This is a genomic window from Paraburkholderia rhynchosiae (assembly GCF_002879865.1).
In the GTDB taxonomy this organism is placed as follows: Bacteria; Pseudomonadota; Gammaproteobacteria; order Burkholderiales; family Burkholderiaceae; genus Paraburkholderia; species Paraburkholderia rhynchosiae.
Map to the genome: position 1 here is coordinate 18,267 of NZ_PNXY01000031.1, position 26,724 is coordinate 44,990.

The 26,724-nt window shown below is 62.8% G+C and carries 21 protein-coding genes; 15 read left to right on the forward strand and 6 right to left on the reverse strand.

Annotated features, from left to right (window positions below; translation table 11 throughout):
* The first annotated feature begins 28 nt into the window (after nt 1–28).
* The 12 genes from C0Z16_RS29900 (at nt 29) to C0Z16_RS29955 (ending at nt 17,038) form a co-directional block, all read left to right on the forward strand.
* A complete protein-coding gene (locus C0Z16_RS29900) occupies nt 29–616 on the forward strand; it encodes an amino acid synthesis family protein (protein WP_102635657.1) in 588 nt (195 codons plus the stop codon).
* A complete protein-coding gene (locus C0Z16_RS29905) occupies nt 606–1,472 on the forward strand; it encodes an alpha/beta fold hydrolase (protein WP_102635658.1) in 867 nt (288 codons plus the stop codon). The genes C0Z16_RS29900 and C0Z16_RS29905 overlap by 11 nt, the downstream gene beginning before the upstream one ends.
* A complete protein-coding gene (locus tag C0Z16_RS29910; RefSeq protein WP_102635659.1) occupies nt 1,469–2,392 on the forward strand; it encodes a flavin reductase in 924 nt (307 codons plus the stop codon). Before C0Z16_RS29905 ends, C0Z16_RS29910 begins: the two co-directional genes overlap by 4 nt.
* A 560-nt stretch (nt 2,393–2,952) precedes the next feature.
* On the forward strand, nt 2,953–4,329 hold the full coding sequence (locus C0Z16_RS29915; RefSeq protein ID WP_102635660.1) for a 2-hydroxycarboxylate transporter family protein: 1,377 nt from the start codon (nt 2,953–2,955) through the stop codon (nt 4,327–4,329).
* Nucleotides 4,319–6,259, forward strand: coding sequence for a sensor histidine kinase (locus tag C0Z16_RS29920; RefSeq protein ID WP_407070709.1), 1,941 nt, complete (start codon nt 4,319–4,321; stop codon nt 6,257–6,259). The genes C0Z16_RS29915 and C0Z16_RS29920 overlap by 11 nt, the downstream gene beginning before the upstream one ends.
* Complete coding sequence (locus tag C0Z16_RS29925) at nt 6,249–7,634, forward strand: sigma-54-dependent transcriptional regulator (protein ID WP_102635661.1); 1,386 nt, start codon at nt 6,249–6,251, stop codon at nt 7,632–7,634. The genes C0Z16_RS29920 and C0Z16_RS29925 overlap by 11 nt, the downstream gene beginning before the upstream one ends.
* 7 nt (nt 7,635–7,641) lie before the next feature.
* Nucleotides 7,642–8,037 carry a DUF3579 domain-containing protein gene (locus C0Z16_RS29930; RefSeq protein WP_102635662.1) on the forward strand — a complete coding sequence of 132 codons (396 nt, stop codon included), beginning with the start codon at nt 7,642–7,644 and terminating at the stop codon, nt 8,035–8,037.
* 266 nt (nt 8,038–8,303) lie between these two features.
* The gene (locus C0Z16_RS29935; RefSeq protein WP_102635663.1) at nt 8,304–9,638 is read left to right on the forward strand and encodes an MFS transporter; all 1,335 of its coding nucleotides are present in this window, start codon (nt 8,304–8,306) and stop codon (nt 9,636–9,638) included.
* A 385-nt stretch (nt 9,639–10,023) separates the two neighbouring features.
* Nucleotides 10,024–12,564 carry a nitrite reductase large subunit NirB gene (gene nirB / locus C0Z16_RS29940; protein WP_102635664.1) on the forward strand — a complete coding sequence of 847 codons (2,541 nt, stop codon included), beginning with the start codon at nt 10,024–10,026 and terminating at the stop codon, nt 12,562–12,564.
* Nucleotides 12,565–12,595: 31 nt separating this feature from the next.
* Nucleotides 12,596–12,943 carry a nitrite reductase small subunit NirD gene (gene nirD / locus C0Z16_RS29945; RefSeq protein WP_102635665.1) on the forward strand — a complete coding sequence of 116 codons (348 nt, stop codon included), beginning with the start codon at nt 12,596–12,598 and terminating at the stop codon, nt 12,941–12,943.
* Nucleotides 12,940–14,211 carry an NAD(P)/FAD-dependent oxidoreductase gene (locus tag C0Z16_RS29950; RefSeq protein ID WP_102635666.1) on the forward strand — a complete coding sequence of 424 codons (1,272 nt, stop codon included), beginning with the start codon at nt 12,940–12,942 and terminating at the stop codon, nt 14,209–14,211. Before nirD ends, C0Z16_RS29950 begins: the two co-directional genes overlap by 4 nt.
* A gap of 13 nt (nt 14,212–14,224) precedes the next feature.
* On the forward strand, nt 14,225–17,038 hold the full coding sequence (locus tag C0Z16_RS29955; RefSeq protein WP_102635667.1) for a nitrate reductase: 2,814 nt from the start codon (nt 14,225–14,227) through the stop codon (nt 17,036–17,038).
* Between the two features lie 338 nt (nt 17,039–17,376).
* Here the strand turns inward: C0Z16_RS29955 and C0Z16_RS29965 are convergent, their stop codons facing one another.
* The 4 genes from C0Z16_RS29965 to C0Z16_RS29980 all read right to left on the reverse strand — a co-directional run bounded on the left by C0Z16_RS29965 (nt 17,377) and on the right by C0Z16_RS29980 (nt 22,468).
* Nucleotides 17,377–18,924, reverse strand: coding sequence for a UxaA family hydrolase (locus tag C0Z16_RS29965; RefSeq protein ID WP_102635669.1), 1,548 nt, complete (start codon nt 18,922–18,924; stop codon nt 17,377–17,379).
* A 5-nt stretch (nt 18,925–18,929) separates the two neighbouring features.
* The gene (locus C0Z16_RS29970) at nt 18,930–20,216 is read right to left on the reverse strand and encodes an MFS transporter (RefSeq protein WP_102635670.1); all 1,287 of its coding nucleotides are present in this window, start codon (nt 20,214–20,216) and stop codon (nt 18,930–18,932) included.
* 91 nt (nt 20,217–20,307) lie between these two features.
* Nucleotides 20,308–21,441 carry a mannitol dehydrogenase family protein gene (locus tag C0Z16_RS29975; protein WP_102635671.1) on the reverse strand — a complete coding sequence of 378 codons (1,134 nt, stop codon included), beginning with the start codon at nt 21,439–21,441 and terminating at the stop codon, nt 20,308–20,310.
* 16 nt (nt 21,442–21,457) lie between these two features.
* On the reverse strand, nt 21,458–22,468 hold the full coding sequence (locus C0Z16_RS29980; protein ID WP_102635672.1) for a zinc-binding alcohol dehydrogenase family protein: 1,011 nt from the start codon (nt 22,466–22,468) through the stop codon (nt 21,458–21,460).
* 269 nt (nt 22,469–22,737) lie between these two features.
* On the opposite strand from C0Z16_RS29980, the gene C0Z16_RS29985 reads away from it, so the two are divergent.
* From C0Z16_RS29985 to C0Z16_RS38275, 3 genes are all read left to right on the forward strand, one after another.
* Nucleotides 22,738–23,439 carry a FadR/GntR family transcriptional regulator gene (locus C0Z16_RS29985; protein ID WP_102635673.1) on the forward strand — a complete coding sequence of 234 codons (702 nt, stop codon included), beginning with the start codon at nt 22,738–22,740 and terminating at the stop codon, nt 23,437–23,439.
* Between the two features lie 521 nt (nt 23,440–23,960).
* Nucleotides 23,961–24,158, forward strand: a complete 198-nt coding sequence (locus tag C0Z16_RS29990; protein ID WP_102635674.1) for a hypothetical protein — start codon at nt 23,961–23,963, stop codon at nt 24,156–24,158.
* Nucleotides 24,159–24,207: 49 nt separating this feature from the next.
* The gene (locus C0Z16_RS38275) at nt 24,208–24,372 is read left to right on the forward strand and encodes a hypothetical protein (RefSeq protein ID WP_167403571.1); all 165 of its coding nucleotides are present in this window, start codon (nt 24,208–24,210) and stop codon (nt 24,370–24,372) included.
* A gap of 145 nt (nt 24,373–24,517) precedes the next feature.
* Here the strand turns inward: C0Z16_RS38275 and C0Z16_RS29995 are convergent, their stop codons facing one another.
* Together C0Z16_RS29995 and C0Z16_RS30000 are read right to left on the reverse strand one after the other, a co-directional pair.
* Nucleotides 24,518–25,726 carry an acetyl-CoA C-acyltransferase gene (locus C0Z16_RS29995; RefSeq protein WP_102635675.1) on the reverse strand — a complete coding sequence of 403 codons (1,209 nt, stop codon included), beginning with the start codon at nt 25,724–25,726 and terminating at the stop codon, nt 24,518–24,520.
* A 151-nt stretch (nt 25,727–25,877) separates the two neighbouring features.
* Nucleotides 25,878–26,645, reverse strand: a complete 768-nt coding sequence (locus C0Z16_RS30000; protein ID WP_102635676.1) for a 3-hydroxyacyl-CoA dehydrogenase — start codon at nt 26,643–26,645, stop codon at nt 25,878–25,880.
* Nucleotides 26,646–26,724 lie beyond the last annotated feature (79 nt).

Sequence of the window (26,724 nt, forward strand, 5' to 3'; positions counted from 1 at the left end):
AGGCGCATCTGTCTCCGGAGAAAGTCATATGAAGCTCGAAATTCGCAAGCTGGTCACGTATGTTGAAGACACCTTCATTGAAGGCGGCAAGGTCGCGGAGCGGCCACTGAAGCTTTTTGCAGCCGCAGCGGTGCTGCGCAATCCGTGGGCAGGGCGCGGTTTCGTCGAGGATCTGAAGCCCGAGATTCACGAACTCGCGCCGCCACTCGGTGAAGTGTTGACCGCTGAGATCCTGCGCGTGGCGGGCTCGGGCGAGGCAGTCGAGGGTTATGGCAAAGCGGCGATTGTCGGCACGTCTGGCGAAGTGGAACACGCGTCCGCGTTGATCCATACGCTGCGCTTTGGCAACAAGTTCCGCACGGCGGTGGGCGCAAAGAGCTATCTGAGCTTCACGAATCTGCGCGGCGGGCCGAATTGCCCCGTGACGATTCCGCTCATGCACAAGGCCGATGAAGGCATGCGCTCGCACTACCTGACCATCCAGTTCTCGATCATCGACGCGCCCGCGCCGGACGAACTCGTGATCGCGCTCGGCGCGTCGATTGGCGGCCGTCCGCATCATCGGATCGGCGACCGCTATCAGGATCTGAAGGAGCTTGGGTCCAATGAAGCATGAAACGCAAACCGGGCAGGCAACGACCCACTCGACGACCCACTCGACGATCGACGGCACGTTCGACGGCACCGCTTATAGCGTGGCAGGCGAGGGCGAAGCGCTCATACTGATTCACGGTGTCGGAATGAACCGCCGCGTGTGGGAACCGCAGGTCGAAGCGTTGCAGGGGCAGTTTCGCGTCGTCAGTTACGACATGCTGGGACACGGCGCGAGCCGGCTTCCGGCTGCATCGCCGCAACTCGAGGAATACGCGGCGCAGTTGCTGGCGCTGGTCGATCACCTCGACATTGAAACGGCGCATGTGGTCGGGCATTCGATGGGTTCGCTGGTCGCGCTGGAGTTCGCATTACGTTACCCGTCGCGTGTGGCGAGCGTGGCTGCGCTCAATGCAGTGTATGACCGCACGCCGGCGCAACGCTCCGCGGTGATGCAGCGCGCGGCGTCGCTGAATGGCGGGCTCGATCAGCCGAGTATCGACGCCACGATTGCGCGCTGGTTCGACGATCCGGTGCCGGGTCATCTGGCGAAGGCCGCTCAGATGGTGCGCTCGCTGCTCGAAAGCGTCGACCTTGAAGGCTACGCGCGCACGTATCGTCTGTTCGCGAGTTCGGATCAGGCGCATGTTGGCCGCTTGACGCAACTCGCGATGCCCGCGCTTTTCATGACCGGCGAATGCGATCCGAATTCGAGTCCGGCGATGTCGGAGTCGATGGCGGCGGCGGCGCCGTTGGGCCGCGCCGAGATTATCGCGAGCGAGCGGCATATGATGAACGTCACTGCGCCGTCGATTGTCAACCAGCGGCTCCTGCGCTTTATTCGCAATGTGAACCGCGTGTCCCGAGGAGCAGCATCATGACCGATTCATCTTTCGACGCCGTCGACTTTCGCCGTGCGCTCGGTGCATTCGTGACCGGCGTGACCGTGGTGACGACGATTCAGGAGGACGGCACACCGCGCGGCTTCACGGCGAATTCGTTCACGTCGGTGTCGCTCGATCCCGCGCTGATTCTCGTATGCATCGCGAAGACGGCGTCGAGTCATCCCGTGTTCTCGCAGACCCAGCGTTTCGCGGTCAGCGTGCTCGCGGAAGATCAGCGGCCGGTGTCGGGCGTGTTCGCGTCGAAGAGCGCGGACAAGTTCGCGCAGGTCGCATGGCACGCGCGACGCACCGGCAGCCCGGTGATGGACGGTGCGGCCGCGAGTTTCGATTGCGAGACGCACCAGGTGGTGGACGCGGGCGACCACATCATTCTGATTGGACGTGTCGTGGATTTCACGCATTCGAGCGCGACGCCGCTGGGCTATTGCCGTGGCGCATATGTGGACTTCAGGCTCTCGCAGGAAGCGCTCGCCGCAACGGGACAGCGTGCGCAGGTCGGCGCGATTCTCGAACACAGAGACGGGCTCGTGTTGATTCAGACCGCGAGCGGCTTGCAGTTGCCGACGGGCACACGGCTCGAACCGCAGTCCGATACGGCGAGCTTGCGCGGTGTACTCGCCGGATTGCAACTCGGCGTGAATCTGGACTTCCTCTTCGCGGTGTTCGAGGAGAAGGGCGTCACGCACATTTACTACCGGGGCCGGGTAATCGACGATGCGCCCGCGTCGCCCAACGTGCGCTGCGTGCCGCTCGATGCAATTCCGTGGGACGAGATTCGCGATCCTGCCGTGCAGTCGATGTTGCGGCGTTACGTGAAGGAGCGCACTGAAGATGCATTCGGCATTTATGTGGGCGATGTCGAGAAAGGGACGGTGCAATCGCTGGCGAATGCCTGAATGGATCAACGCGTGGATGCATAGCAAAAGCGGCTTCAATTCGAAGCCGCTTTTTTTTTACGCAACTACCTGAAGATGCTCAACGTGGAACTGGACGGCCATTGATTCTGTTTTACCTGAGGCGGCTCCGCGCCTCAGGCGTTGCCTTCCTTCCGTTGCCCGGGTACGCGGCGACGGCTGAACTCTCAGCCTCGACGCCTCCCCGAATTCTGAACTCTCGGAATGCGTCGATGCCGACGCCGGTCGGCATGAGATTAATCTCCATAAAATCAATGGCTTGGTGGAATTGCCGCGTAGCCCCGCCATTGGCACAGGCCTTGCCTTATAGCTATCCACGAGCGCCCACCGCGCAATCCAAAAGACCCTCACGGAGACATTCATGACCCTGCTCACGCCCCGCTGGCTTGCGCGACGCTAATCCCGGCGCCTTCCGCTTTCAGCTTTTCCCTGGTTTTTCCCAGTGCTGGCTCGACGAGCCGCAGTCGGCCCACGCGCCGGCATCTGTATCGAATCTCGACGCCGCTATGCAATGCCGGCGCGCCAAAGCAAGGAGACATGTTTTGTCCACACCCTCACATACTCAGGAACATTCGCGGCCGACGCCCACGCAAGAGCCCGCGCCGTTGTCCAACGAGGCAACCCGATTCTGGCCTGAAGGCTGGTGGAAGCTAATGGAATACCGGATCGGCATCATCCCGCTGCCGGTCTATTTCATTCTTCTCGCGCTGATCGTCGGGTTTGCAGTGACGGGCAAGATGCCGGGCGAGATATCGATGGCGATTGCCGTGCTCGCTTTCTTTGGTTTCACCTGCGCCGAGCTTGGCAAGCGCCTGCCGCTTCTGCGCAATATTGGGGCCGCTGCGATCTTCGCGACGTTCGTGCCGTCGGCGCTCACGTACTACCACGTGTTGCCCAAGCCGATCCTGCACCTCACGACCGAGTTCACCAAGTCGACCAATTTCCTGTACCTGTTCATTGCGTCGATTATTGTCGGCAGCATTCTCAGCATGGACCGGCGGTTGCTGATCAAAGGCTTCCTGAAGATCTTCGTGCCGCTTGCGGCCGGGTCGGTGGCGGCGGCCATCGTCGGGATTGCGGTGGGCTCGGCATTCGGCCTCGGCGCGCGCCATACGCTGCTGTACATCGTCGTGCCGATCATGGCGGGCGGTGTCGGTGAAGGCGCCATTCCGCTGTCGGTGGGCTATTCGGAAATCATGCACCTGCCGCAGGGCGATTTGTTCGCGCAGGTACTGCCGCCGGTGATGCTCGGCAGCCTCACCGCAATCATTCTCTCGGGCGCGCTCGACATGCTTGGCAAGCGCTTTCCTCATCTCACGGGCGACGGGCGTCTGCAAGTCGGCGAGGCCGACGAAATGAATCCCGTCGACGAAGAAATTCGCGGCCATATCGACGTCACGCATATCGCGGCGGCGGGCATCACGGCTATCACGCTGTATCTGCTCGGCCTGATGTGCCGGAACCTGTTCGGCGTGCCGGCGCCGGTCGCCATGCTGTTTCTCGCGGTGCTCGTCAAACTCGCGCGCGCGGTTTCGCCGCCGCTGCAGGAAGGCGCGTTCGTCGTCTACAAGTTCTTCTCGACTGCGGTGACCTACCCGCTGCTGTTCGCGATCGGCGTCGCAATGACTCCGTGGGACAAGTTGACCGCTGCATTCACGGTCGGCAATATCGTGACGATCGTCGCAACCGTGGCGACGCTGATGGGCACCGGTTTTCTGGTTGCCCGCAAGCTTAAGATGTACCCTATCGACACAGCGATCGTGAATGCATGTCATAGCGGGCAGGGCGGCACGGGCGACGTCGCGATTCTCACGGCGGCGAATCGCATGCAACTGATGCCCTTCGCGCAGATCGCCACGCGCATCGGCGGCGCTATCGTCGTCACGCTGACGCTGATCGTGCTTGCGCATGGCGGATGACGTGTCGCGCTCGGGTGCCGCGCGCGCGTGGCATCGTCGGGCACCGGGTATTCACGAGGTTGAACATCAAGTGAAAATAAGAGGCATACCGCTGTGGGCATGGGCGGTTGCGGCTCTGCTGTATGTCGGCATGGCCGCGGCAGCGGTCGAGCTCGCATGGAACCGGGCGATCGATGCGCTCACCGAGGCAGGCGCGCATCAGCTCGACCTGTACGGCGCGAGCCTGAAAAGCGAACTGGGGCGCTTCGAGATGATGCCCGCCATCGTCGCCCGGCAGGACAGCGTGCGCGCCTTGCTGAATGCGGGGCCGCGCGCATCGCCGCAGCTCCTGCACAGTGTCAATACGTATCTTGAAGCGGTGAACCAGGAGGCCGGCAGCGTCGCGGTGGACGTGATCGACGCGCAAGGCTCGGTGATCGCTGCGAGCAACTGGAATCAGCCGGTCAGCTTTGTCGGCACCAACGTGTCGTACCGGCCTTACTTCAAGGACGCGCTCGCGCGCGGCGCGGGGCGTTTCTTCGGCATCGGCACCAACACCGGCGTTCCGGGACTTTACTTCGCAAGCGCCGTGCGCGATGGCGGTACGCCGATCGGCGCCGCGGCAGTCAAGATCAGCGTCGACGAACTCGAGTCGGCGTGGCGTCGGCCCAACGAGGCCGCGATGGTGGTGGACCGCAACGGCGTAATCGTCATCTCGACGGTGTCCGCGTGGAAGTTCACGGCGCTGCGGCCCATCACCTCGCAGCAGCAGCGCGAGATTCAGGCCTCGCGACAATACGCGGGCCGTGATGTCGAGGCGCTGCCCTACCGGCGCTTGGGTGAGTGGGGAGCGAGCGCCTGGCTCGGCCGCTTTCCGGACCCGCGTCGCCCCGGTCACACAACGCGTTATCTCGTGATGTCGCGGCCCGCCCCGCAGGCGGGCGACTCGATCATGGTGCTGCTCGATGTCGCCGGCGCACGCCGTCAACAGGAGCTGGCGCTGGGCTTCGTGACCGGAGGTTTCCTGATCGCCGGGCTCTACGCGCTTTACGCGATGCAGCGCCGCCGGACGATCGCCGAAAAGCTGAGAGCGCAGGACGCGTTGCGCCGCGCAAACGACGAACTGGAGGCGACCGTCGCGCAGCGTACCGCGGCGCTCACGCAAACGAACGAACGGATGCAGCAGGAGATTGCGGAGCGCAAACGAACCGAGCAGCGCTTGCGCGAATCCCAACAGGAGGTCGTCCATGCGGGCAAGCTCGCCGTGCTCGGCCAGATGGCCGCCGGTCTTACTCACGAGTTGAGCCAGCCGCTCGTCGCGATACGAACGCTGTGCGACAACGCGCGTACGTTTTTCGAACGGGACCAACCTGCACATGCCATCGCCAATCTCGAGCGCGTTTCGCGTCTCGTCGACGGCATGGCCACGCTCACCGGCGAACTGAAGGCGTTCGCACGCAAGCCGGTTGTCGAGCGTGTTGCGGTGTCGCTCAACGAAGCGGTCGCACATGCGCGGCTCATTTACGACGCGAGGATCCGCGACGAAGCCGTGCAACTCGACATGAAGATTCCGCCCGGCACGTTCGTGTGCGCGGAGGCGAGTCAGTTGCAGCAGGTCATCGTCAATCTGCTCGGCAATGCGCTCGATGCGGTTCGCAACGAAGACAAGCGGGTCATTACGCTGGAGGCAGTCGAGTCGGAGGCGAATGGCCGCGTGCTATTTTCGATCGCGGACAGCGGCACGGGCATCGCGCAGGAGGTGCTCGACCACCTGTTCGAACCGTTCGTCACGACGAAGCCGCGAGGCCATGGCCTCGGCCTCGGGCTGGCGATCACCTCGCGCATTGTCGAAGCGTTCGGCGCGAAGATATCCGCCGTCAATCGCGAAGAAGGCGGCGCGCGATTCAACATTGACTTTGCGTCAGCGAAGGGAGTAGTCGATGGGAGATGAAATTCGGGTTCTCGTCGTCGAGGACGACGAGAACGTGCGCTTCGGTGTCCAGCAGGCCGTCGAGCTCGCGGGGTTGCCTGTATCCGCTTACGGCGCTGCGGCGGACGCGCTTGCCGAAGTTGCGCCCGGCGCGCCACTCGTGATCGTATCGGACGTGAGGATGCCGGGTATCGACGGCTTGCAGCTGCTCGAAAAAGTGATGGCAATCGACTCGCAGATTCCCGTCGTTCTCATCAGCGGACATGCGGACATTTCGACGGCAGTTGGCGCCATGCAGGTCGGCGCATACGATTTCATCGAAAAGCCGTTTTCGTCGGACCATATCGCACGCAGAGTGGCGCGCGCGGTCGAGAAGCGGCGCCTGACGCTCGAAGTGCAGGGCTTGCGCGCCGCGCTCGACAACTGGCAGGGCATCGAGGCGCTCATTCTCGGCAAATCGCCAGCGATGGCCGAGGTGCGCAAGAAGATCCTGCGTCTCGCCGATACGTCGGTATCGGTTCTGATCACCGGCGAGACCGGCACGGGCAAGGAGTTGATCGCGCGCAGCCTGCACGAGTTCGGCGGAAGGCGCGACAAGCATTTTGTTGCGCTGAACTGCGGCGGCTTGCCTGAACAGATCTTCGAAAGCGAGCTGTTCGGTCACGAAGCGGGCGCGTTCACCGGCGCGATCAAAAAGCGCATCGGCAAGATCGAATGGGCCCATGGCGGGACGCTCTTTCTCGACGAAATCGAAACCATGCCGGTGTCGTTGCAGATCAAGATGCTGCGCGTGCTACAGGAACGCACCGTCGAACGCCTTGGCGCGAACGAGTCGATCGCGGTCGATTGCAGGATCGTTGCGGCCTCCAAGGCCGACCTCCTGCAGCTTTCCACGGACGGTCTTTTTCGCGCCGACCTGCTGTATCGGCTGAACGTCGCGCAGATCGAACTGCCGCCCTTGCGCGAGCGTCGCGAAGATGTGCCCTTGCTCTTCGAGCATTTCGTGCTCGCGGCGGCGCGCCGTTTCGGACAGCCCGCGCCCATCGTGTCCGCATCGCAGCTCTCCGAACTGATGACGCATTCGTGGCGCGGCAACGTGCGGGAATTGCAGAACGTCGCTGACCGGTTCGTGCTGGGACTGACAGGCGACAGCTTGCTGAGTCCGGGCGGCAACACGAGCAAGGGCGGCACGCTTGCCGGGCAGCTCGCGTACTTCGAGCGCATGTTGATCGAAGACATGCTGCGGCGTCATAACGGCAACGTCGCGGAAGCCAGCGTCGAATTGGGCATGCCGAAAAAAACGCTGTATCACAAGCTTCGCCAACTCAAGATTTCCTCTCGCGACGTCCCAAGCGAGGAGAGCGAAGTAGACAGGCCATCACCAGGAGGCGAGTAGCGCGAGCATGGACCGGATACCTCTGACAACGCAGGACCCTATCGAAGGCTCTATCCAGGGCTATCTGATCAAGGGCATCACGCACTCGCAGAAGACGTTCCGGCCAGGCGACTGGCCCGAACGTCTGACCGGCGTCATCACGCTTTTCGTCGGCGAGCGGCGGCCCGGTATTCATATCGCCTGCACTCGCCTCGCCATGCCTATCGTCGATTCGGGAATCAAATGCCTGTTCGTTTCGGACGAGCTGCGCTCCATCTGTGCGGATGCGTTCGACTTCGTCATGCGGTTCGCGGAAGACAACGATTTGCCCGTCGAGGTTCGGCGCGCGCGCAAACTCGCGTCCGGGGACGTGTTCGGGCCGGACGCGTCCGCAGCCCGCGGCAGCGACGCCCCGTTGCTGTGAACCCGCACCATCGCTGTGCTTCTACGCGTCAAAATACGTCGCCTCGGCAGACCTCTGTCCCGGCGCTTTTTCCCCAGAAGGCCGTAGGCTCAACGATCGTCCCGCATGGCATAGCCTTTGCATAGTGCTTACGCAAAGGATCAAAGGCGATCCCTCCCGATTGCATTCGTAGCAGCAACCTGACAAGCAGCTTTGGACAACGGCGTCCCCCGGAACCAGGTCATCCGACCGGTTCCGCGGGACGCTTTTTTGTTTCTGGAACGACGATGGCAGATAAAGCAACCCGCATAGACCTTTTCAGCCTGCGCACGCCCTCAATGCGCGCTTTCCATCTGACGTGGATGGCATTCTTCGTCTGCTTCTTCGCGTGGTTCGCATGCGCGCCGCTGATGCCGCTCATCAAGCGCGAATTCGGCCTGTCCGCCGATCAGATCGCCAACATCAACATCGCGGCGGTCGCCGTCACGATTCTCGTGCGCCTCGTGATCGGTCCGATGTGCGATCGCTACGGGCCGCGCAAGGTCTACTCCGGCCTGCTGCTGGCAGGCGCATTTCCCGTGCTCGGCGCCGCGCTATCCACGGGGTACGAGAGCTTCCTGGTGTGCCGTCTGTTGATCGGCGCAGTCGGCGCAAGCTTTGTCATTACGCAGTACCACACGTCGATGATGTTCGCGCCGAACGTGGTCGGCACAGCCAATGCGACGACCGCGGGTTGGGGCAACACGGGAGCCGGCGCTGCCCAGGCGCTCGTACCGTTGCTGCTGGCCGCGATCATCGTGTCAGGTGTCGGCGAGTCGTCGGCATGGCGCGTGGCGCTCGTGGTTCCAGCACTTGCGATGCCTGTCATGGCCGCGTTTTACTGGCGCTTCACGCAGGATTGCCCGCAAGGAAACTTCGCGGAACTGCGCGCGCGGGGCATTGCCATCGACGGCGGCAAGAAAGGCGGCTGGGCGAGTTTCCGCGCGGCTTGCGCGAACTACCGCGTGTGGATGCTGTTCACCACCTACGCGGCGTGTTTCGGTGTCGAGGTGTTCATTCACAACATCGCGGCGATCTATTACGTCGATCACTTTCATCTGTCGCTGAAGGAGGCCGGCATGGCCGCGGGCAGCTTCGGACTGCTCGCGCTGTTTGCTCGCGCGTTGGGCGGCTGGGTGTCGGACAAGGCCGCTGCACGCCGCGGCCTCGATGTTCGCGCGACGCTGCTGTGCGCGCTGATCGTCGGCGAAGGTCTGGGACTCATGTGCTTTGCACACGCCAATAGCATTGCGCTGGCTCTCGTCGCGATGCTGGTTTTCGGCCTGTTCACGCACATGGCGTGCGGGGCGACTTATGCGCTCGTGCCGTTCATCGACCGCAAGGCGCTCGGCGGCGTGGCGGGCATCATCGGCGCCGGAGGCAATGTCGGCGCGGTGGCTGCGGGTTTTCTGATGAAAGGCGTCGGCAGCATCCAGCAGACGCTCGCGACGCTCGGCGTGCTCGTCACGCTGTCGGCGCTGTGTGCGTTGGCCGTGCGCTTTAGCGGCGAACACAAGGCGCGCGAAGCAGCGTTGAGGGAGCGCGCGCTCGCCGCCGCCAGTAGCCAGAGCGTGGCCAGTTAACGTACTTGCCGTCGCGGCCGGTTCTTTCTCTTCGACGGCGACACGCTGCACGCGGAAGGTGCTGCGTCGCACCATCATCGCGCTTTCATGCATCGGAATGCGTCAGCTTTAGTCGAGTGGATTCGCGCCGCAATAAGCGCCCCAAGCTTACTGGGCGGGCGCTCGGCGCGGTTCCCGTCTAATGGCATGGGCTTTGCATTAACGAGGCTGCGGATCAATGACGATCCGGCCTGCACGCAGCAACAAGTCTCTCTTTAGACCACTGGTTTTGGACAACGGCGTCCCACGAATACAGTCGCACTGGCGATTGCATCCGCGGGACGCTTTTTTATTTGCCGGATAAATCATGTCGCGAACCGCATCGCAAATGAACGAAGCCTCTGTCATGAACGTTGTCGTGATTGGCCACGGAATGGTGGGTCACAAGCTCCTCGAGTGTCTCGTGGACGATACCAGGTCCGCGCTGCATGTCACGGTGCTGTGTGAAGAGCCGCGTCCTGCATACGATCGCGTGCACCTGTCCGAGTTCTTTTCCGGCAAGTCCGCGGATGACCTCTCGCTTGTGAAGCCAGGCTTCTTCGAGCGCGAGAATGTGCTGCTCAAGCTCAATGCAAAGGCCGTCTCGATCGACCGGAACGCCCGCACGGTGAGCCTTTCGAGCGGCGAGACGCTTTCCTACGACAAGCTGGTGCTCGCGACCGGTTCGTCGCCGTTCGTGCCGCCTGTGGAAGGCCGCGACCGGCGCGATTGCTTCGTCTACCGAACGATTGAAGATCTCGAAGCGATGCAGGAGTGCGGCGCGCGCTCGAAGACCGGCACGGTGGTCGGCGGCGGCCTGCTGGGTCTCGAATGCGCGAAGGCGCTTCGCGACATGGGCCTGCAAACGCATGTGGTCGAATTCGCACCGCGCCTGATGGCGGTTCAGGTCGATGAGGGCGGTGGCCGCGTGCTGCGCGCGAAGATCGAAGAACTCGGCGTGACCGCGCATACGCAAAAGAACACCACCGCGATCGTCGATGGCGAAGCGGGTACGCACCGCATGCAGTTCGCGGACGGCACGCATCTCGACACCGACATGATCGTGTTCTCCGCGGGCATTCGTCCGCGCGACGAAATCGCGCGCGCCTGCGGCCTCGAACTGGGTCCGCGCGGCGGCATCGCGATCGATGCGAACTGCCGCACGAGCGACCCCGATATCTATGCGATCGGCGAATGCGCGGCATGGAACGGCATGGTCTACGGCCTCGTTGCGCCTGGCTATGACATGGCGCGAGTCGCCGCCAAGCATCTGCTCGGCGACGACGCAGGCTTCGCCGGCGCCGATATGAGCACCAAGCTCAAGCTGATGGGCGTGGACGTGGCGAGCATCGGCGATGCGCACGGCAAGACGCCGGGCAGCCGCACCTATCAGTTCAGCGACGAGCGCAAGCAGGTCTACAAGAAGCTCGTGGTCTCCGAGTGCGGCAAGCAGCTTCTCGGCGCCGTGATGATCGGCGACGCAGCCGAATACGGCACGCTGCTGCAGATGATGCTGAACGGCATCGAACTGCCCGAAGCACCCGAATTCCTGATCCTGCCGCAAGCGGACGGCAACGCGAAGCCGGGGCTCGGCGTCGACGCGCTGCCCGAGGCCGCGCAGATCTGCTCGTGCAACAACGTCTCCAAAGGCGCGATCTGCGCGGCGGTGTCCGCGGGCGCGACCGACATCGGCGCACTCAAATGCGCGACGACCGCGGGCACGTCGTGTGGCGGCTGCGTGCCGCTCGTCACGCAGGTGATGAAGGCCGAGATGAAGAAGCAGGGCCTCGCGGTCAATAACCACCTGTGCGAGCACTTCCCGTATTCGCGGCAGGAGCTGTACCACATTGTCCGCGTCGAGCGCGTGAAGACCTTCGGCGAACTGCTCGGGAAGCATGGCCGCGGCCTCGGCTGCGATATCTGCAAGCCGGCCGTCGCCGGCATCCTCGCGTCGTGCTGGAACGAGTTCGTGCTGAAGAAGGAACATGCGAGCCTGCAGGACTCGAACGACTACTACCTCGCCAACATCCAGCGCGACGGCACGTATTCGGTGGTGCCGCGTATGCCGGGCGGCGAAGTCACGCCCGACGGCCTGATCGCCGTCGGCCAGGTCGCGAAGAAATACGGCCTCTACACCAAGATCACCGGCGGCCAGCGTGTCGATCTGTTCGGCGCGCGCGTCGATCAACTGCCGCTCATCTGGGAAGAGCTGATCGCAGCCGGCTTCGAATCCGGCCATGCCTACGGCAAGTCGCTGCGCACGGTGAAGTCGTGCGTCGGCTCGACGTGGTGCCGCTATGGCGTCGGCGATTCGGTGGGCCTCGCCGTTGCGATGGAAAACCGCTACAAGGGCCTGCGTTCGCCGCATAAGCTCAAGTTCGGCGTCTCGGGCTGTACCCGTGAATGCGCGGAAGCGCAGGGCAAGGATATCGGCATCATCGCGACCGAGAAGGGCTGGAACCTCTACGTGTGCGGCAACGGCGGCATGAAGCCGCGCCATGCCGAACTGCTCGCGTCAGATCTGGACCGCGACACGCTGGTGCGCTACATCGACCGCTTCCTGATGTTCTATGTGCGCACCGCCGACCGTCTGCAACGCACCAGCGTATGGCGCGAGAACCTCGAAGGCGGGCTGCAATATCTGATCGACGTGGTCGTCCACGACAAGCTCGGGCTCGCCGCGGAACTCGAAGCGGACATGCAGCATGTGATCGACACCTACGAGTGCGAGTGGAAGATGGCCGTCACCGATCCCGAGACGCGCAAGCGTTTCCGCCATTTCGTCAACAGCGACAAGCTCGACGAGAACGTGACGTTCGTCGAGGAGCGCGGCCAGATTCGTCCCGCAACGCCGGCAGAGCGGCAGGCGAAGCAGTTCCCGATACCAGTTGTCGCCGAAACCGCCTGACCATTCACCTACCTGACGTAAGGAACCCAGCATGAGCAACGATCAGACTTCAGCATCCTGGATGCCCGTGTGCGCGCTCGATGACATCGTTCCGAATACGGGCGTCTGTGCGCTCGTCAACGGCGAGCAGGTAGCGGTATTTCACGTCGCAGATGGCGACGGCGGCGTGTTCGCGATCGACAATTTCGATCCGGGCTCGCGCGCGGCGGTACTCTCGCGCGGACTGATCGGCAGTCTCGGCGAGCGCATCGTGGTGGCTTCGCCGATCTACAAGCATCATTTCGATCTGCGCACCGGCGAGTGCCTGGAAGCGCCGGAGAATTCCGTCAGCGCCTACCCGGTACGCGTGGAGAGCGGCAAGGTGTGGGTCGCGGCATGAGACACGAAATCGACGCGCAGTCACCAGGAGGCACCCCGTTCGCGGCGCCTTCGCGCCCGCGCCTCGTCGTGATCGGCAACGGCATGGCCGGCATGCGCACCGTCGAGGAACTGCTGAAGCTCGCGCCAGACCTCTACGACATCACCGTGTTCGGTGCCGAGCCGTACGGCAACTACAACCGTATTCTGCTTTCGCCGGTGCTCGCCGGCGAGAAGACCGTCGACGACATCATCCTCAATACGCGCGACTGGTACGAGGAGAACGGCATTCGTCTGTATGCGGGCGATCCGGTGGTCGCGATCGACCGCAGGCGCCGCATCGTGCGCTCGCAAGGCGGCGTCGAAGTGGGCTATGACCGGCTGCTGATCGCAACAGGCTCCAAGCCTTTTCTGATTCCGGTGCCGGGCCACGAACTGCCAGGCGTGATCGCGTTCCGCGACATTCAGGATGTCGAAACGATGCGCGCCGCGGCGCGCAGTCATCGTCACGCGGTGGTGATCGGTGGAGGTTTGCTCGGGCTGGAAGCGGCGAACGGGCTTATGCGCCAGGGCATGTCGGTGACGGTCGTACACGTCATGGACAGTCTGATGGAGCGCCAGCTCGACAGAAGCGCGTCGGCCTTGCTGCAGCAGGCGCTGGAGCGCAAGGGCCTGCGTTTCCTGCTGAAGGCGAATACCGCGGCAATCGTCGGGCCAGATCGCGTCACCGCAGTGCGTTTTGACGACGGCACGGAGATTCCCGCAGATCTCGTCGTGATGACGGCCGGCGTGCGCCCGAACATCGACCTCGCGAAACACGCGGGGCTGCATTGCGAGCGCGCGATCGTCGTCGACGACACGCTGCAGACCTACGATCCGCGCGTCTACGCCGTCGGCGAATGCGTGCAGCATCGCACGGCGACCTTCGGACTTGTGGCGCCGATCTGGGACCAGGCGCGCGTGTGCGGCGCACATCTCGCCGGCGCGGGGCATCGCCGATACGTGCAGCGCGCGACGGCGACGAAGCTGAAGGTCACCGGCGTCGAACTGTATTCAGCCGGCGACTTCATCGGCGGTCCGGACAGCGAAGACCTCGTGCTGCGCGATCCACGACGCGGCGTCTATAAGCGCCTCGTGATCGAAGATAACCGCGTGGTCGGCGCGGTGCTCTATGGCGACGTCAAAGAGGGCGCGTGGTATTTCGAACTGATCCAGAACCGGACCGACATTTCTTCGCTGCGCAGCCAGTTGCTGTTCGGCAAAGCCCTCTGCGAAACGCAGGCTGCCTGACCTGGAAGATATCGTGAGTTTCCCCATCGCTATTTCGAGCGCGGCTGCTGGCAGCCGCGACGCTGTCAAGACCACCTGTCCGTACTGTGGCGTCGGTTGCGGCGTGCGCGCGAGCGCGCGCCCGGACGGTGGACATGACATCGCCGGCGACGAACTGCATCCCGCGAACTTCGGCCGCTTGTGCGTGAAAGGCTCGGCGCTCGGCGAAACGATCGGACTCGACGGACGGCTCCTTCATCCGAAGATGCGTGAGCCCGCAGGCGGCGCCTTGCGCGACGTGTCGTGGGACGATGCACTCGATGCGGTAGCCGGCGGCTTTCGCCGGATCGTCGATGAGCATGGGCCGGATGCTGTCGCGCTCTACGTCTCGGGACAGTTGCTGACCGAGGACTACTACGTTGCGAACAAGCTGATGAAGGGCTATGTGGGCAGCGCGAACATCGATACGAATTCGCGGCTGTGCATGTCGTCTTCCGTTGCTGGACATAAGCGGGCTTTCGGCGAGGACGTGGTGCCGGTCTGCTACGAAGATCTCGAACTGGCGGATCTCGTCGTGCTGGTCGGTTCGAACACGGCGTGGTGCCATCCGATCCTGTTCCAGCGGATCATCAAGATCAAGGAAGCGCGGCCCGACATGAAGGTGGTCGTGGTCGACCCGCGTTACACCGCGACGTGCGAGATGGCCGATCTGCATCTGCCGCTGAGCGCGGGTACCGACGTGCGGCTCTTCAACGGCTTGCTCAGGTTTCTCGCGGAACACGGTGCGACGGATGCCGAGTTTGTCGATGCCCATACGAACGGTTTTGCCGAGGCGCTAGCCGCCGCTTCGGCCGGTGATTCAAACGGCGCGGCAATCGGCTTCGACCTCGCGCAATGCGCAAAGGCGTGCAAGGTCGATCCGCACGATCTGCTCGAGTTCTACCGCCTGTTTGCGCGGACCGAGCGCGTGGTGACCGTGTATTCGCAAGGGGTGAACCAGTCGAGCGCCGGCACCGACAAGGTCAACAGCATCATCAATTGCCATCTGCTGACGGGGCGCATCGGCAAGCCGGGAATGGGGCCGTTTTCGTTCACCGGACAGCCGAATGCGATGGGCGGGCGCGAGGTGGGCGGTCTCGCGAACACGCTCGCCGCGCATCTTGAACTCGACGACGCCAAGCATCGCGAGATCGTTCAGCAATTCTGGGGCGCGCCCGCGATCGCGTCGCGGCCAGGACTCAAAGCGGTCGAGCTTTTCGAGGCGATCGAACAAGGCCGCATCAAGGCGGTGTGGATCATGGGCACCAACCCGGTTGTGAGCCTGCCCGACAGCGACCAGGCAAAACGTGCGCTCGCGCGCTGCGAGCTCGTGGTCTGCTCAGATATTGTCGAGAGCACGGACACCAATGCGTTTGCTCATATCCTGCTGCCCGCGCTCGGCTGGGGAGAAAAGGACGGCACTGTCACCAATTCCGAGCGCAGAATCTCGCGCCAGCGTGCGTTTCTGCCCGCGCCGGGAGAAGCCCGCGCGGACTGGAAGATCATCTGCGATGTGGCGGGGCGCATGGGCTATGCAGGCTTCGAATTCGCGAGCCAACAGGAGATTTTCGATGAGCATGCGCGGCTGAGCGCATGGCGTAACGACAATAACGACGGCGTGGAGAACGCAGGCGTTAAAGACGACGCCGTGCGTCGCGCGTTCAATCTCGCCGGGCTCGTGGGTCTCGGTAGCGAAGGCTACGCCGCCTTGCAGCCTGTCCAGTGGCCTGTTCGAGTGGACAACGGCGCCGCCGCGCCGGGCACCATGCGTCTTTTCGACGATCGCCGCTTCAGCCACGCGGACGGCAAGGCGCGCTTCATCGCCACGGCCCCGCGCGCGCCTGTGAATGCGCCGGACGACGACTATCCGCTGACCCTGAACACGGGTCGGGTGCGCGACCAGTGGCACACGATGACCCGCACGGGCAAGTCGGAGAAACTCGCGGGCCATGTCACGGAGGCATTCGTCGACATGCATCCGCAGGATGCGCTGCTGTGCGGCGTGCGCGAAGGCGACCTCGCACGTGTATCGAGCCGTTGGGGCGCGATGGTCGCGCGTGTGCAATATGGCGGCGGCATGCCGCGCGGCAGTGTGTTCGTGCCGATCCACTGGAACGATCAGGTGGCTTCCGACGCCCGTGTGGGCGCAGTGGTGAATCCATCGGTCGATCCGCTGTCCGGCGAACCCGAGTTCAAGCACACGCCGGTGCGCGTCGACAAATTTCACGTCGCGTGGCACGGCTTCTCGCTAAGCCGGCGCGCTCCGGCGCTCGACAGTGTCACGTACTGGACCCGCATTCACGGCGCGCAGTTCGTGCGTTATGAACTCGCGGGCCGCAACCCGCTCTCGGAGCATGGCGATCGCGGCGCGTGGGCGCGCGCGCTGTTCGGCGTCGACGATGCGCATGCCGATTGGCTCGAATACGAGGACCGCACGGCGGGCATTTATCGCGCGGTTCATCTCGTCGACGACCGCATCGAGAACTGTGTTTTCCTGTCGGCGCGTCCCGAGTTGCCGGCGCGCGAATGGCTCGCGAGCCTGTTTGCGAAAGACAAGCTGGACGAAGCAGACCGCATCGGCGTGCTCTCGGGCCAGTCGATAGGCAAGGGCGCCGATACCGGGCCGACGGTTTGCTCGTGCTTCGGCGTGGGGCGCAACACGATCTGTACGGCGATCCGCGAGCAGGGCCTCAAGACCGCCGCACAGATCACCGCGTGCCTGAAGGCCGGCGGCAACTGCGGGTCGTGCGTGCCGGAGTTGAAGAAGCTGCTCGTCGATACGGAACTGGCGCGCTTGAGTGCGGCTTGAGTTGCCCCTTGAGTTGCCGCTTGAGTTGCCACAAGCGTCGCACAAGATTGGCCACAATGCTTCATGATGATCTTGCCGCGATGCTGATGCCTGATGAGGAATCTCTGCTGTGATGATGAAAAAACTTCAAACGATGCTTCGTGCAATCGACGTGGGCGGCGGCTTCAAGGACGAGCCTAACGCCGGCTCCGTCGCGTCTGCCGGGTCGACTGGTGAAATTGGCACACAGCAGCGGCATGCGGCGAATCCGCGCCCGGCGCGCTTGCGCGGTCCATGGCGCCCCGAACGTTCGCGACGACGCAGGCTCGGGCAAGCGACAACACGTGCCGCCACGGTCTTCAGGTAATCACGCCCAGTTGCCACGGTACGAACTCGCTTTGTCCGTAGCCGTTCACTTCGCTCTTCGATAGCACACCCGACGCGCATTCGAGCATACGCGTGAAGATGACTTCTCCGAGTTCGTCAATCGACGCTGAACCATCTATCACGCCGCCGCAATTGATGTCCATGTCGTCTTCCTGCCGTTCCCATAGCGCTGTATTCGTCGCGAGTTTCAGCGAAGGCGAGGGCGCGCAGCCATAGGCCGAACCGCGTCCCGTCGTGAAGCAGATCAGGTTCGCACCTGCCGCGACCTGGCCCGTCGCGGACACCGGGTCGTAACCGGGTGAGTCCATGAAAACGAACCCCTTCGCGTCGATGCGCTCGGCGTACCGATAAACGTCGACGAGATTCGTGGTGCCGCCCTTGGCAACCGCGCCGAGCGACTTCTCGAGTATCGTGGTCAAGCCGCCGACCTTGTTTCCCGCGGAGGGATTGTTGTCGAGCGCTGCGCCGTTTCTCGCGCAGTACTCTTCCCACCAGGCAATGCGCGCCAGCAGCTTCTCGCCTACCGCGCGGCTGACGGCGCGACGCGTGAGCAGATGTTCCGCGCCATACACTTCCGGCGTCTCCGAAAGAATCGCCGTGCCGCCGTGACGCACGAGGCGATCGACCGCTGCACCCAGCGCGGGATTGGCTGAGATGCCCGAATATCCGTCAGATCCGCCGCACTGCAGACCGACGATCAGGTGCGATGCAGGCAACGGTTCGCGCGTCACACGGTTCGCATCGGCGAGCATCTCCTTCACCATCGCGATGCCGCGCTCGATCGTCTTCTTCGTCCCGCCGGAATCCTGGATCGTAAAGCTGCGTAACTGCTCGGTGTCCTTCAACCCGGCGGACTCGAGCACACCGGCAATCTGGTTCGTCTCGCAGCCGAGTCCCACAAACAGCACCGAATGGAAGTTCGGATGAACCGCGTACCCGGCAAGCGTGCGCCGCAAAACCGCTAGACCTTCACCGAGCGTATCGATGCCGCAGCCTAGTCCGTGCGTCAATGCGATAACGCCGTCGACATTCGGGTAGTCGGCGAGCGGGTGCGGATTCACGTCGCGTCTGAAGTGATCGGCGATAGCTCGCGCGACGGTGGCCGAGCAGTTCACGCTCGTCAATACGCCGATGTAGTTACGCGTCGCGACTCGTTCGTCGGCGCGACGGATACCCATAAAGGTCGCGGGCACGGCGGCGTATTCCGTCGGACGAACATCGGCGCCGAAGTCGTGAGCCCGTGCGAACTCTGCCATGCCGAGGTTGTGAACGTGGACGTGTTGCCCACGCTGGATCGGCTCTGTCGCTATTCCGATGATCTGGTTGTAGCGTTTGACCGGCTCGCCGGCAGCGATAGCCCGCGTCGCGATTTTGTGGCCCGGCGGGATGAGCCCGGCGACCACGAGATCCTCGGACGCGATGCGCGCGCCCGACATCAACTGCCGCGTTGCGATAACGACGTCGTCGTTTGCGTGCAGGCGAATGACAGCAGGATTGAATTGCGTTGATTGACTCGACATGGCGCTTATACCGGTGAATGGGCGGGGCTGCGCGCGGGGGCGTTCGCATCGTCGTCGACGGGCAGCGGCTCGATCTTTTTCACGATCACCAGATAGCTGAACGCGCCGAGCACGCAGAAGCCTCCCGCCACGCACAGCGGAATCGTGAACGAGCCGTGCGTCAGCGAAACCATCAGGCCGGTGAATGTAGTGATGACAATGCCGGCGCAATTCGACGCAAAGTTCTGGATGCCGCCGATAGAGGCGACGTGATCGGGCGTCGGAGCGACATCAGCGGGCAGCGACCAGATGCTCGCGCCGGCAAATGAGAGGCTGCCATAAGCGATGCCGAACAAAGCGAGCATCAGGTAGATGTTCGTCGTGAATGCGCACAGCGTAATAACCGATGAAAGCAGCATGCCGCCAACCATGCAGGTTTTGCGAGCCTTGGTGAGACTCCAGCCGCGGCGATACAGTGCATCGGATACGAGGCCGCCGAGCCAGCCGCTCGGAATCGCCATCAACGCCGGAATCATGCCGAGTGTGCCGAGCGACTTCAGCGAGAAGCCGCGCGTCTGAACCAGATAGCTGGGAAACCAGGTAATGAAGAAATAGATGACGAAGTTCAGGCAGAAGAAGCCGAGCATCATGCCCCACAGCGTGCGGTGCCTGAAGAGCGAAAGCCACGGAATTTTTCGCGCGGCGACGGGGCGTTGCGGGGCAGCCGTATCGGACTCGCCGGTCAGATCGCCGCGCGAGGAATTCCGGTAGATGAGAAACCATCCGAGAACCCAAACAAAGCCGACCACGCCCGTGATGATGAACGACGCTTCCCAGCCGAGTGCATTGATGATGAGCGCGACGAGAGGAATGGAAAGCGCCGAGCCCACGCGCGATCCGCTGTCGAAGATGCTCGTGGCAAGCGCGCGTTGCGCAGGCTTGAACCATTGGCTCACGAGCTTCGCGCACGAAGGATAAGCTCCGGCTTCGCCAATGCCTAGCAGCAGACGGCAGCCGAACATGGCGCTGACGCTGGTGGCTGCCGCTGTTAGCGCCGTGAAAAGAGACCACCAGCCGACCGCGAGCGGCAGCGCAATGCGTGCGCCGATGCGATCGACGAACCAGCCGAACGGCATCTGCATCAACGCGTAAGTCCAGAAGAAGCCGCTCAGGATAAGGCCCATTTGAGCGGGACCGATATCCAGCGCCTTCTGGATTGCTGGCGCCGCGACGGCCATATTCGCGCGATCGATATAGTTGATGGCGATCGCGAGAAAGCACAGCAGTATCACTACCCAACGCATGTTGCGCATCTTTGTCTCCTTTACTTCTGGATGACGACCACTCGCTTCGAGCGGGGCCGCCTGTTTTGATCAAGAGCAGCAAGGAACCCGTTACAGCTCACTACGTGCCGGCTAGCGCGGCCTCGAGGCGCTTCTGATCGACCCGCACGCCCAGTTCGCGAGCGAGTTCGACGACGGGCTTGAACCGGCGCTGTTTCTTTTGCTGATGGTTGCCGGCAATATCGGCAAGGCGGTGCGCCAGGAAAGGATTGTTGAAGCGGTCTCGCACATCGTCGAGATACCTCGTGGCAATTTCGCACTGGCCCTGCGCTTCGAATACGGGAAGCACTTCGTCCTTCCATGTCGATTCAAGCGTTGCGCGCCACGATTCATTGCGCATGCCGTCGAGCACGGTGGCGGCCGGATCGCCTCGCGAATCGAGCCAGCATTGCGCGAGCATCGTGTGACCGAGGTTCAACAGGAAGAGCTTCAGCCGTTCATAGTGGGCCAGATCGTCGGTTATGACGATGCTTTCGTGACGGCAGGGCAATACCATGCCTTCCTGACGCTCGATCGCCCACAACGCATAGGGCTCGGCCACCGCGCCTATCGGCTCGATGGCTTCGGAGACGATCCGGTCGACCAGCGAATTGACCCAGATGCAGTCGTTCGCCAGATAGCGCAGAAAGCCCGGCTCCATTTGCCAGCCGCGCGCGACAGAGAGCACCAGGTCGCGCAACACGTCGCCGTTGCGCGACACCAGTTCGCACGGCAGCAGCGTGATTGCCTTGCCTCCCGCGCGATAGCGTTCATGCAACAGAACGGCCAGTTTCGCCGCGAAGCTGCGCGGCGCGAGGCGGCCGTCAAGCATCGAAACGGTATCGTCGGGAAAGAGCGCGTAACCGTTGTCCGCGGTGTTGGAAACGATCACTCGCACTTCGTCGCAGATGCGTTCGAGCAATGCTGGCCAGTCGTCGTGTGCATGCAGCGCTTCTGCGACGCTGTCGCATTCGATGGTCAGGTCAACGGTTTGGTTGCGATGCAAGCCGCGGATGCGAACCGGATATTGCGCGTTGCTACGGATTGCATCGATACGTGCGCGACTTTGTGCGCTCGCGGTGGTCTGCACCATCGCGATTTTTCCAAGCGCGTCGTCCGGATTACGGCGCGCGGCTTCGCAAACGAACAGGTCGACATGCGCCTGCAAGAATCGGCTGGTCCCGAACTGAAGAATCGGAGAGGGCGTGTTTGTCATGCTCGGATCCCGTTCTTCAGCATTCGACGATAGCTTTCACGACGCCTGCGGCGGGATCGAGCAGTTTCGAGAAATCGGCGGGAAGGGACGACAACTGCAAGCGATGCGTGTTCAAAGCCGCGTCGGGAATTTTGCCCGCACGCATGGCATCGAGAACGGTATCGAAGTCTTCGAGCGTCGCATTGCGGCTTCCCAGCAGCGTTGCTTCGCGCTTATGGAACTCCGGATCCGAAAACGATATGACGTCCTTCACGACGGAGATCAGCACATACTTTCCGCCGTGCGCGATGAACTCGAAGCCGCGCCGCATGGCGTCCGGGTTGCCGGTTGCATCGAATACGACATCGAAGAATTCGCCGCCTGTGAGCTCGCTGAGCGCCTGTACGTCTTCGTTGCCTACAGTGACGGACGCGGTCACACCTATCTTCCCGGAACAGAAGCTCAAGCGATCGGCTCTGGAGTCCAGCGCAGTGACCGTTGCGCCGCGAAGCCCCGCGAAGATCATTGCAGCCATGCCGATGGGGCCCGCGCCGACGACCAGCACGCGCTGCCCGGCGCTGACGTCCGCGCGTCGGACAGCGTGCGCGCCAATGGCGAGAAATTCGACCATTGCGGCCTGATCGAGCGTAACGCCATCCGCTTTGCGCACGAATTGAGCGGGTACGCTCAGATATTCGGTCATCGCACCGTCACGATGAACCCCGAGTACTTTGATATTTACGCAGCAGTTGGTCTTGCCATTGCGGCAGGCAATACACTTGCCGCACGACAGATAAGGCATGACGTAGACGACATCGCCGGCACTCAGGCCGGAATCCGCATCCGCTGACTCGACGGTGGCCGACAGTTCATGTCCCATCACACGCGGGTATTCGAGATACGGCTGATTCCCCGTGAAAATGTGCATGTCGGTTCCGCATACCCCGACGCGCCTGACTCTGAGCAAGACCTCGCCTGTCCCGCGTTCGGGAATCGAGCGCGTTTCGGATCGAAGAGTACCGGGCTTCTCGCAGACAACTGTCAGCATAACTAAGTGACCTATGTGGGCTTTTTATCGGAAGTTGAGGCCGTAGCGCCGGTCACGTGCAAGACGAGAACTGCGGTCACACTGGCGCCTTTCAGTGAGCGTAGAATAGATTTCCCTGTCAGAATTGGTCAAGCCACTTTGACGATTCGAGGGTAAATACGGAGTTGTTGCTGCGAATTGCGAGGGACTTTATTGGGGTAATCCCCTAAGATTTTGGAACGTTGCCGACCATTTCGGTCAGGCCAGTCGCGTATGGATGGATCCGGACCATGGAACTCAAATCGGTACAGCCGCGTCGGCTTTATCACCTGATCGGGGATCAGATCCGCGCCTATATCGCGGTCAATCACCTGTCGACGGGCGACCGGCTTCCGCCAGAACGCGACCTGGCGCAGCAACTGAATGTGTCGCGGCCTTCGGTGCGTGAGGCGCTAATCGCGCTTGAGATTCAAGGCGTGGTGGAGATCCGAATGGGCGCAGGCGTTTTCGTCCGCTCCATTGCGCCGGTCCCGGAGGCGCTTCGCGACAAAATTGGTGATAGCCCGAGCGACATCATGCAGGCGCGCGCGTCAATCGAAGGTTGCGTCGCATCGTTGGCATGCGCGCGTCTCACCGAGGAAGGCATAGCGCGTTTGCATGGCCTCGTTGCGGACATGCGCCGCTCGATTGCGGAGGGCAGCTCGCCTGTGGAAGCGGACCGGCAGTTCCATATCTGCATTGCCGAGATCGCGCAAAACGCGGTGTTCACGCGTCTCGTCAGCGAGTTATTCGACGAGCGTCATGCGCCGATTGCTGAAAAGCTGCGAATGCAAACGGAGAACGCTTCGACGTGGAGCGCGGCGCTCATCGAGCATGAAATGATCGTCGCGGCCCTGGTTGCGCGTGATCCGCTGGAGGCGCAAGCGGCGATGCGCTCGCATTTGAAAGCCTCCGAGGCTCGCTGGATCGGCGCGCTGAATCCGGGCAGCTAACGAGCCTTTTGGCAGCGGCCGTCGAGGCGGCCACTGCCGCCGCTGTTAATCCGGGATTTATGAACCGCCAGATATTCGCGCCAGGCGAATTATTGCAATCTTTTAACCGGTTCGAACAAACGGCTATATTCGGTGGGTGAGTTACAGAACTGGCATTATGTGGTGTTTCGTTTCTTGGAAACCGATAGCGTCCGGGAACTGAAAACGATCGGTTCTGAGTAGACCGGCATCGACCGTTGCACGTGACAGCTATGGCCCTGGCCTTCCGCAATGCGCATAGATAACGGCGGGCCATCTCCCAGGCTGCATATCATATGTTTAAACCGCTACTATCGACGCCGGACCGTCGATGGATTTATTCATTCGCCAAAATCGGCACCTTTCAGTTTAGAATTAGCACCCCGAGGCGTCGCTGCCGATCACAAATAGAGCGGGAATCAATGCCTGACTTTACCGGTCCTCCGGAATTGAACGGTAATTAGTTCTTGCATCTACATTAATAGAAAATTTGAGAGACAACCATGCTGAGTCCCAAGGAGTTCGCCACGCTGATGCTGGTCAAGGCCGCGCCCGATCAGATCGACATGTGCCGGCAAGAACTGGACACCCTGCTTGAACGCCAACTCGTTGCACTCGAGGAACTCGCCTGCGGGCACCAGCGCCTGCATGTCACCGGCGCGGGCAATTCAATGCTCAACGCCGTCGCGCGCAAACGCTGAGCCGCGGGAGCGGCTATCGAAGGATCGAGATACTCACGGAAGGGCAGTAATGAACGAAGAATTCGTAGTCGTTGTGATGGGTTTGGCGGTCCTCGTGATCGGAGTCATCTTCGCAGTGGGCCACTATCGGAGAGAACATCGCCGGTCGGAACTGCTGCGGCAACTCGATCCGGCGCCCGGCTGGTATTGGCAGCGGCATCAGCAACGCAACTGATGCCTCGCGCGCTCCCGCCGGCTGCCTCGCCCAAAGGGGCGTGAGGATTAACGCTGTTTGCCCGAAGCGCTCGTGGGTCGACTCGACTGCTTCCCTCATAGGGCATGGCACACACGCAGCGTCGCTCGAGCAGGAACGATGTCGTTCAGGCAATCTCAATCGCCAGCGCCGTGGCCTCGCCGCCTCCGATACACAGGCTCGCCACGCCACGTCTGACACCGCGCTGGCGGAGTGCGCCCAGCAGCGTCACGATAAGGCGCGCGCCTGTCGCGCCGATCGGATGACCTAGCGCGCACGCACCGCCATGCACATTCACTCGCTCGTGCGGCAGCGACAGCTCGCGCATCGCGGCCATGACCACCACGGCGAAAGCCTCATTGATCTCCCACAGATCGACATCGTCAACCTGCCATCCGACTTTAGCGAGCAGCTTCTGGATCGCACCTACGGGCGCAGTGGTGAACCAGGCGGGCTCCTGTGAGTGTGTGGCGTGTCCATGGATAACGGCCAGCGGCGATAAACCACGTTCGCGTGCGGCGGACTGGCGCATCAGCACCAGCGCCGCTGCACCGTCGGAGATCGAACTGGAATTCGCTGCCGTGACTGTGCCGTCCTTGGCGAAGGCGGGTTTGAGCGTGGAGACCTTGTCCAGTCGCGCCTTCGCTGGCGCCTCGTCGGCGTCGACGAATCGGTCGCCGCTGCGGCCCGGCAACGTCACCGGCGCGATCTCCCACCGGAACAGACCATCGCGCTGCGCCTGTTGCGCGCGCAGTGTGGAGGTGGAAGCATAGGCATCCTGTTCATCACGCGTGAAACAGAAGTGGCGCGCGCAGTCCTCGGCGAAGGCGCCCATCAGGCGGCCGTCGGAGGCGGCGCCGTAGTGGTCCTCCAGCCCGTCGAAGAACATGTGGTCCAGCACCTGGCCGTGCCCCAGGCGCTGGCCCGAGCGCGCCTTGGGCAACAGATACGGCGCGTTGCTCATGGATTCCATGCCGCCGGCCACGATCGCCCGTTGACTCCCGGCCAGCAGCAGGTCGTGCGCCAGCATAGTCGCCTTCATGCCCGAGCCGCAGACCTTGTTGATCGTCGTGCAGCCCGCCGAGAGCGGCAGCCCGGCTCCCAGCGCCGCTTGACGTGCGGGTGCCTGGCCGAGGCCCGCGGGCAGCACGCAGCCCATGAGTATCTCTTCTACAGCCTGCGGCTGCAGCCCGGCGCGATCCACTGCGGCACGCATTGCGTGGGCCCCAAGTTGCGGCGCTGTCAGCGAGGCGAGGTCGCCCTGGAAGCCGCCCAGCGGCGTGCGGACGGCACCGACGATCACGACGGGATCATTGGAAGTCGAAGAGGTACGCATGCGAGTCTCCATCCGCCGCTCGATGGCGGCGTTGCAAGTGGTTAAGAAAATGTCGGCTCCATGAATCAGCGGACCACGTTGGAGCCAGGCGACTCAGGTCAACTGCAGCAGCACGTCAGTAGCAATCATGAGGACTGCTCCAGACACTGCGTCACCTGGCCGCCATGCGGATGGCGCCATCAAGGCGAATCACCTCGCCGTTGAGATAGGTGTTTTCGAGGATGTGCAGCACAAGGCCCGCGAACTCATCGGGCCTTCCGAGGCGCGCGGGAAAGGGGACCATCTTCCCGAGCGCGTCCTGGACCTCCGTGGGCATGCCTTTGAGCATGGGCGTTTCCATGATTCCAGGCGCGATGGCGACCACGCGAATGCCATGGCGCGCCAACTCACGCGCGATGGGCAGCGTCATCGCCACCACGCCGCCCTTCGAAGCCGCGTAGCCCGCTTGCCCGATCTGGCCGTCGAAGGCCGCGATTGAAGCGGTGTTGATAATGACGCCGCGCTCGCCATCGGTCCCCGGCATGTTCCCGGCCATGCAGGCCGCGGCCAGCCGCGCCATGTTGAAGGCGCCGATCAGATTGATCTGAACGGTGCGCGCGAAACTCTCCAGCCGGTGCGGGCCTTCGCGGCCGAGCACTTTCTCGGCGGGTGCGACGCCGGCGCAATTGATCAGGCCATGCAGCGTGCCGAAGGTATCGTGGAACGCGGCTAACGCGCCCTGCCCGCTGGCTGCGTCAGACACGTCAGCCTTCGCGAAGTGGGCATTGCGGCCCAGTTCCGCCGCCAGCGCAGTACCGGCGTCCTGGTTCAGGTCTACCAGCAGCACGCGCGCGCCGCCCGCCACCAGGCGGCGTGCCGTGGCTGCGCCGAGCCCTGAGCCGCCGCCTGTCACTACGAAACCTTTATGTTGAATCTGCATTTCTGTCTCCTGAAAGCGATCACCCTGACGCGCAACGCGCCGGGGCCGTACTCTGCTGCGAGCACGGATTCCCGAGCCA

Bases quoted from the DNA above. Each gene is read 5' to 3' on its own strand.
- nirD (WP_102635665.1), top strand. From the start codon at position 12,596: ATGAGCAACGATCAGACTTCAGCATCCTGGATGCCCGTGTGCGCGCTC.
- C0Z16_RS29975 (WP_102635671.1), bottom strand. From the start codon at position 21,441: ATGACAAACACGCCCTCTCCGATTCTTCAGTTCGGGACCAGCCGATTC.
- C0Z16_RS29980 (WP_102635672.1), bottom strand. From the start codon at position 22,468: ATGCTGACAGTTGTCTGCGAGAAGCCCGGTACTCTTCGATCCGAAACG.
- C0Z16_RS29935 (WP_102635663.1), top strand. From the start codon at position 8,304: ATGGCAGATAAAGCAACCCGCATAGACCTTTTCAGCCTGCGCACGCCC.
- nirB (WP_102635664.1), top strand. From the start codon at position 10,024: ATGAACGTTGTCGTGATTGGCCACGGAATGGTGGGTCACAAGCTCCTC.
- C0Z16_RS29950 (WP_102635666.1), top strand. From the start codon at position 12,940: ATGAGACACGAAATCGACGCGCAGTCACCAGGAGGCACCCCGTTCGCG.
- C0Z16_RS29965 (WP_102635669.1), bottom strand. From the start codon at position 18,924: ATGTCGAGTCAATCAACGCAATTCAATCCTGCTGTCATTCGCCTGCAC.
- C0Z16_RS29900 (WP_102635657.1), top strand. From the start codon at position 29: ATGAAGCTCGAAATTCGCAAGCTGGTCACGTATGTTGAAGACACCTTC.
- C0Z16_RS30000 (WP_102635676.1), bottom strand. From the start codon at position 26,645: ATGCAGATTCAACATAAAGGTTTCGTAGTGACAGGCGGCGGCTCAGGG.
- C0Z16_RS29930 (WP_102635662.1), top strand. From the start codon at position 7,642: ATGGACCGGATACCTCTGACAACGCAGGACCCTATCGAAGGCTCTATC.
- C0Z16_RS29990 (WP_102635674.1), top strand. From the start codon at position 23,961: ATGCTGAGTCCCAAGGAGTTCGCCACGCTGATGCTGGTCAAGGCCGCG.
- C0Z16_RS29970 (WP_102635670.1), bottom strand. From the start codon at position 20,216: ATGCGCAACATGCGTTGGGTAGTGATACTGCTGTGCTTTCTCGCGATC.
- C0Z16_RS29910 (WP_102635659.1), top strand. From the start codon at position 1,469: ATGACCGATTCATCTTTCGACGCCGTCGACTTTCGCCGTGCGCTCGGT.
- C0Z16_RS38275 (WP_167403571.1), top strand. From the start codon at position 24,208: ATGAACGAAGAATTCGTAGTCGTTGTGATGGGTTTGGCGGTCCTCGTG.
- C0Z16_RS29905 (WP_102635658.1), top strand. From the start codon at position 606: ATGAAGCATGAAACGCAAACCGGGCAGGCAACGACCCACTCGACGACC.
- C0Z16_RS29995 (WP_102635675.1), bottom strand. From the start codon at position 25,726: ATGCGTACCTCTTCGACTTCCAATGATCCCGTCGTGATCGTCGGTGCC.
- C0Z16_RS29920 (WP_407070709.1), top strand. From the start codon at position 4,319: ATGGCGGATGACGTGTCGCGCTCGGGTGCCGCGCGCGCGTGGCATCGT.
- C0Z16_RS29925 (WP_102635661.1), top strand. From the start codon at position 6,249: ATGGGAGATGAAATTCGGGTTCTCGTCGTCGAGGACGACGAGAACGTG.
- C0Z16_RS29985 (WP_102635673.1), top strand. From the start codon at position 22,738: ATGGAACTCAAATCGGTACAGCCGCGTCGGCTTTATCACCTGATCGGG.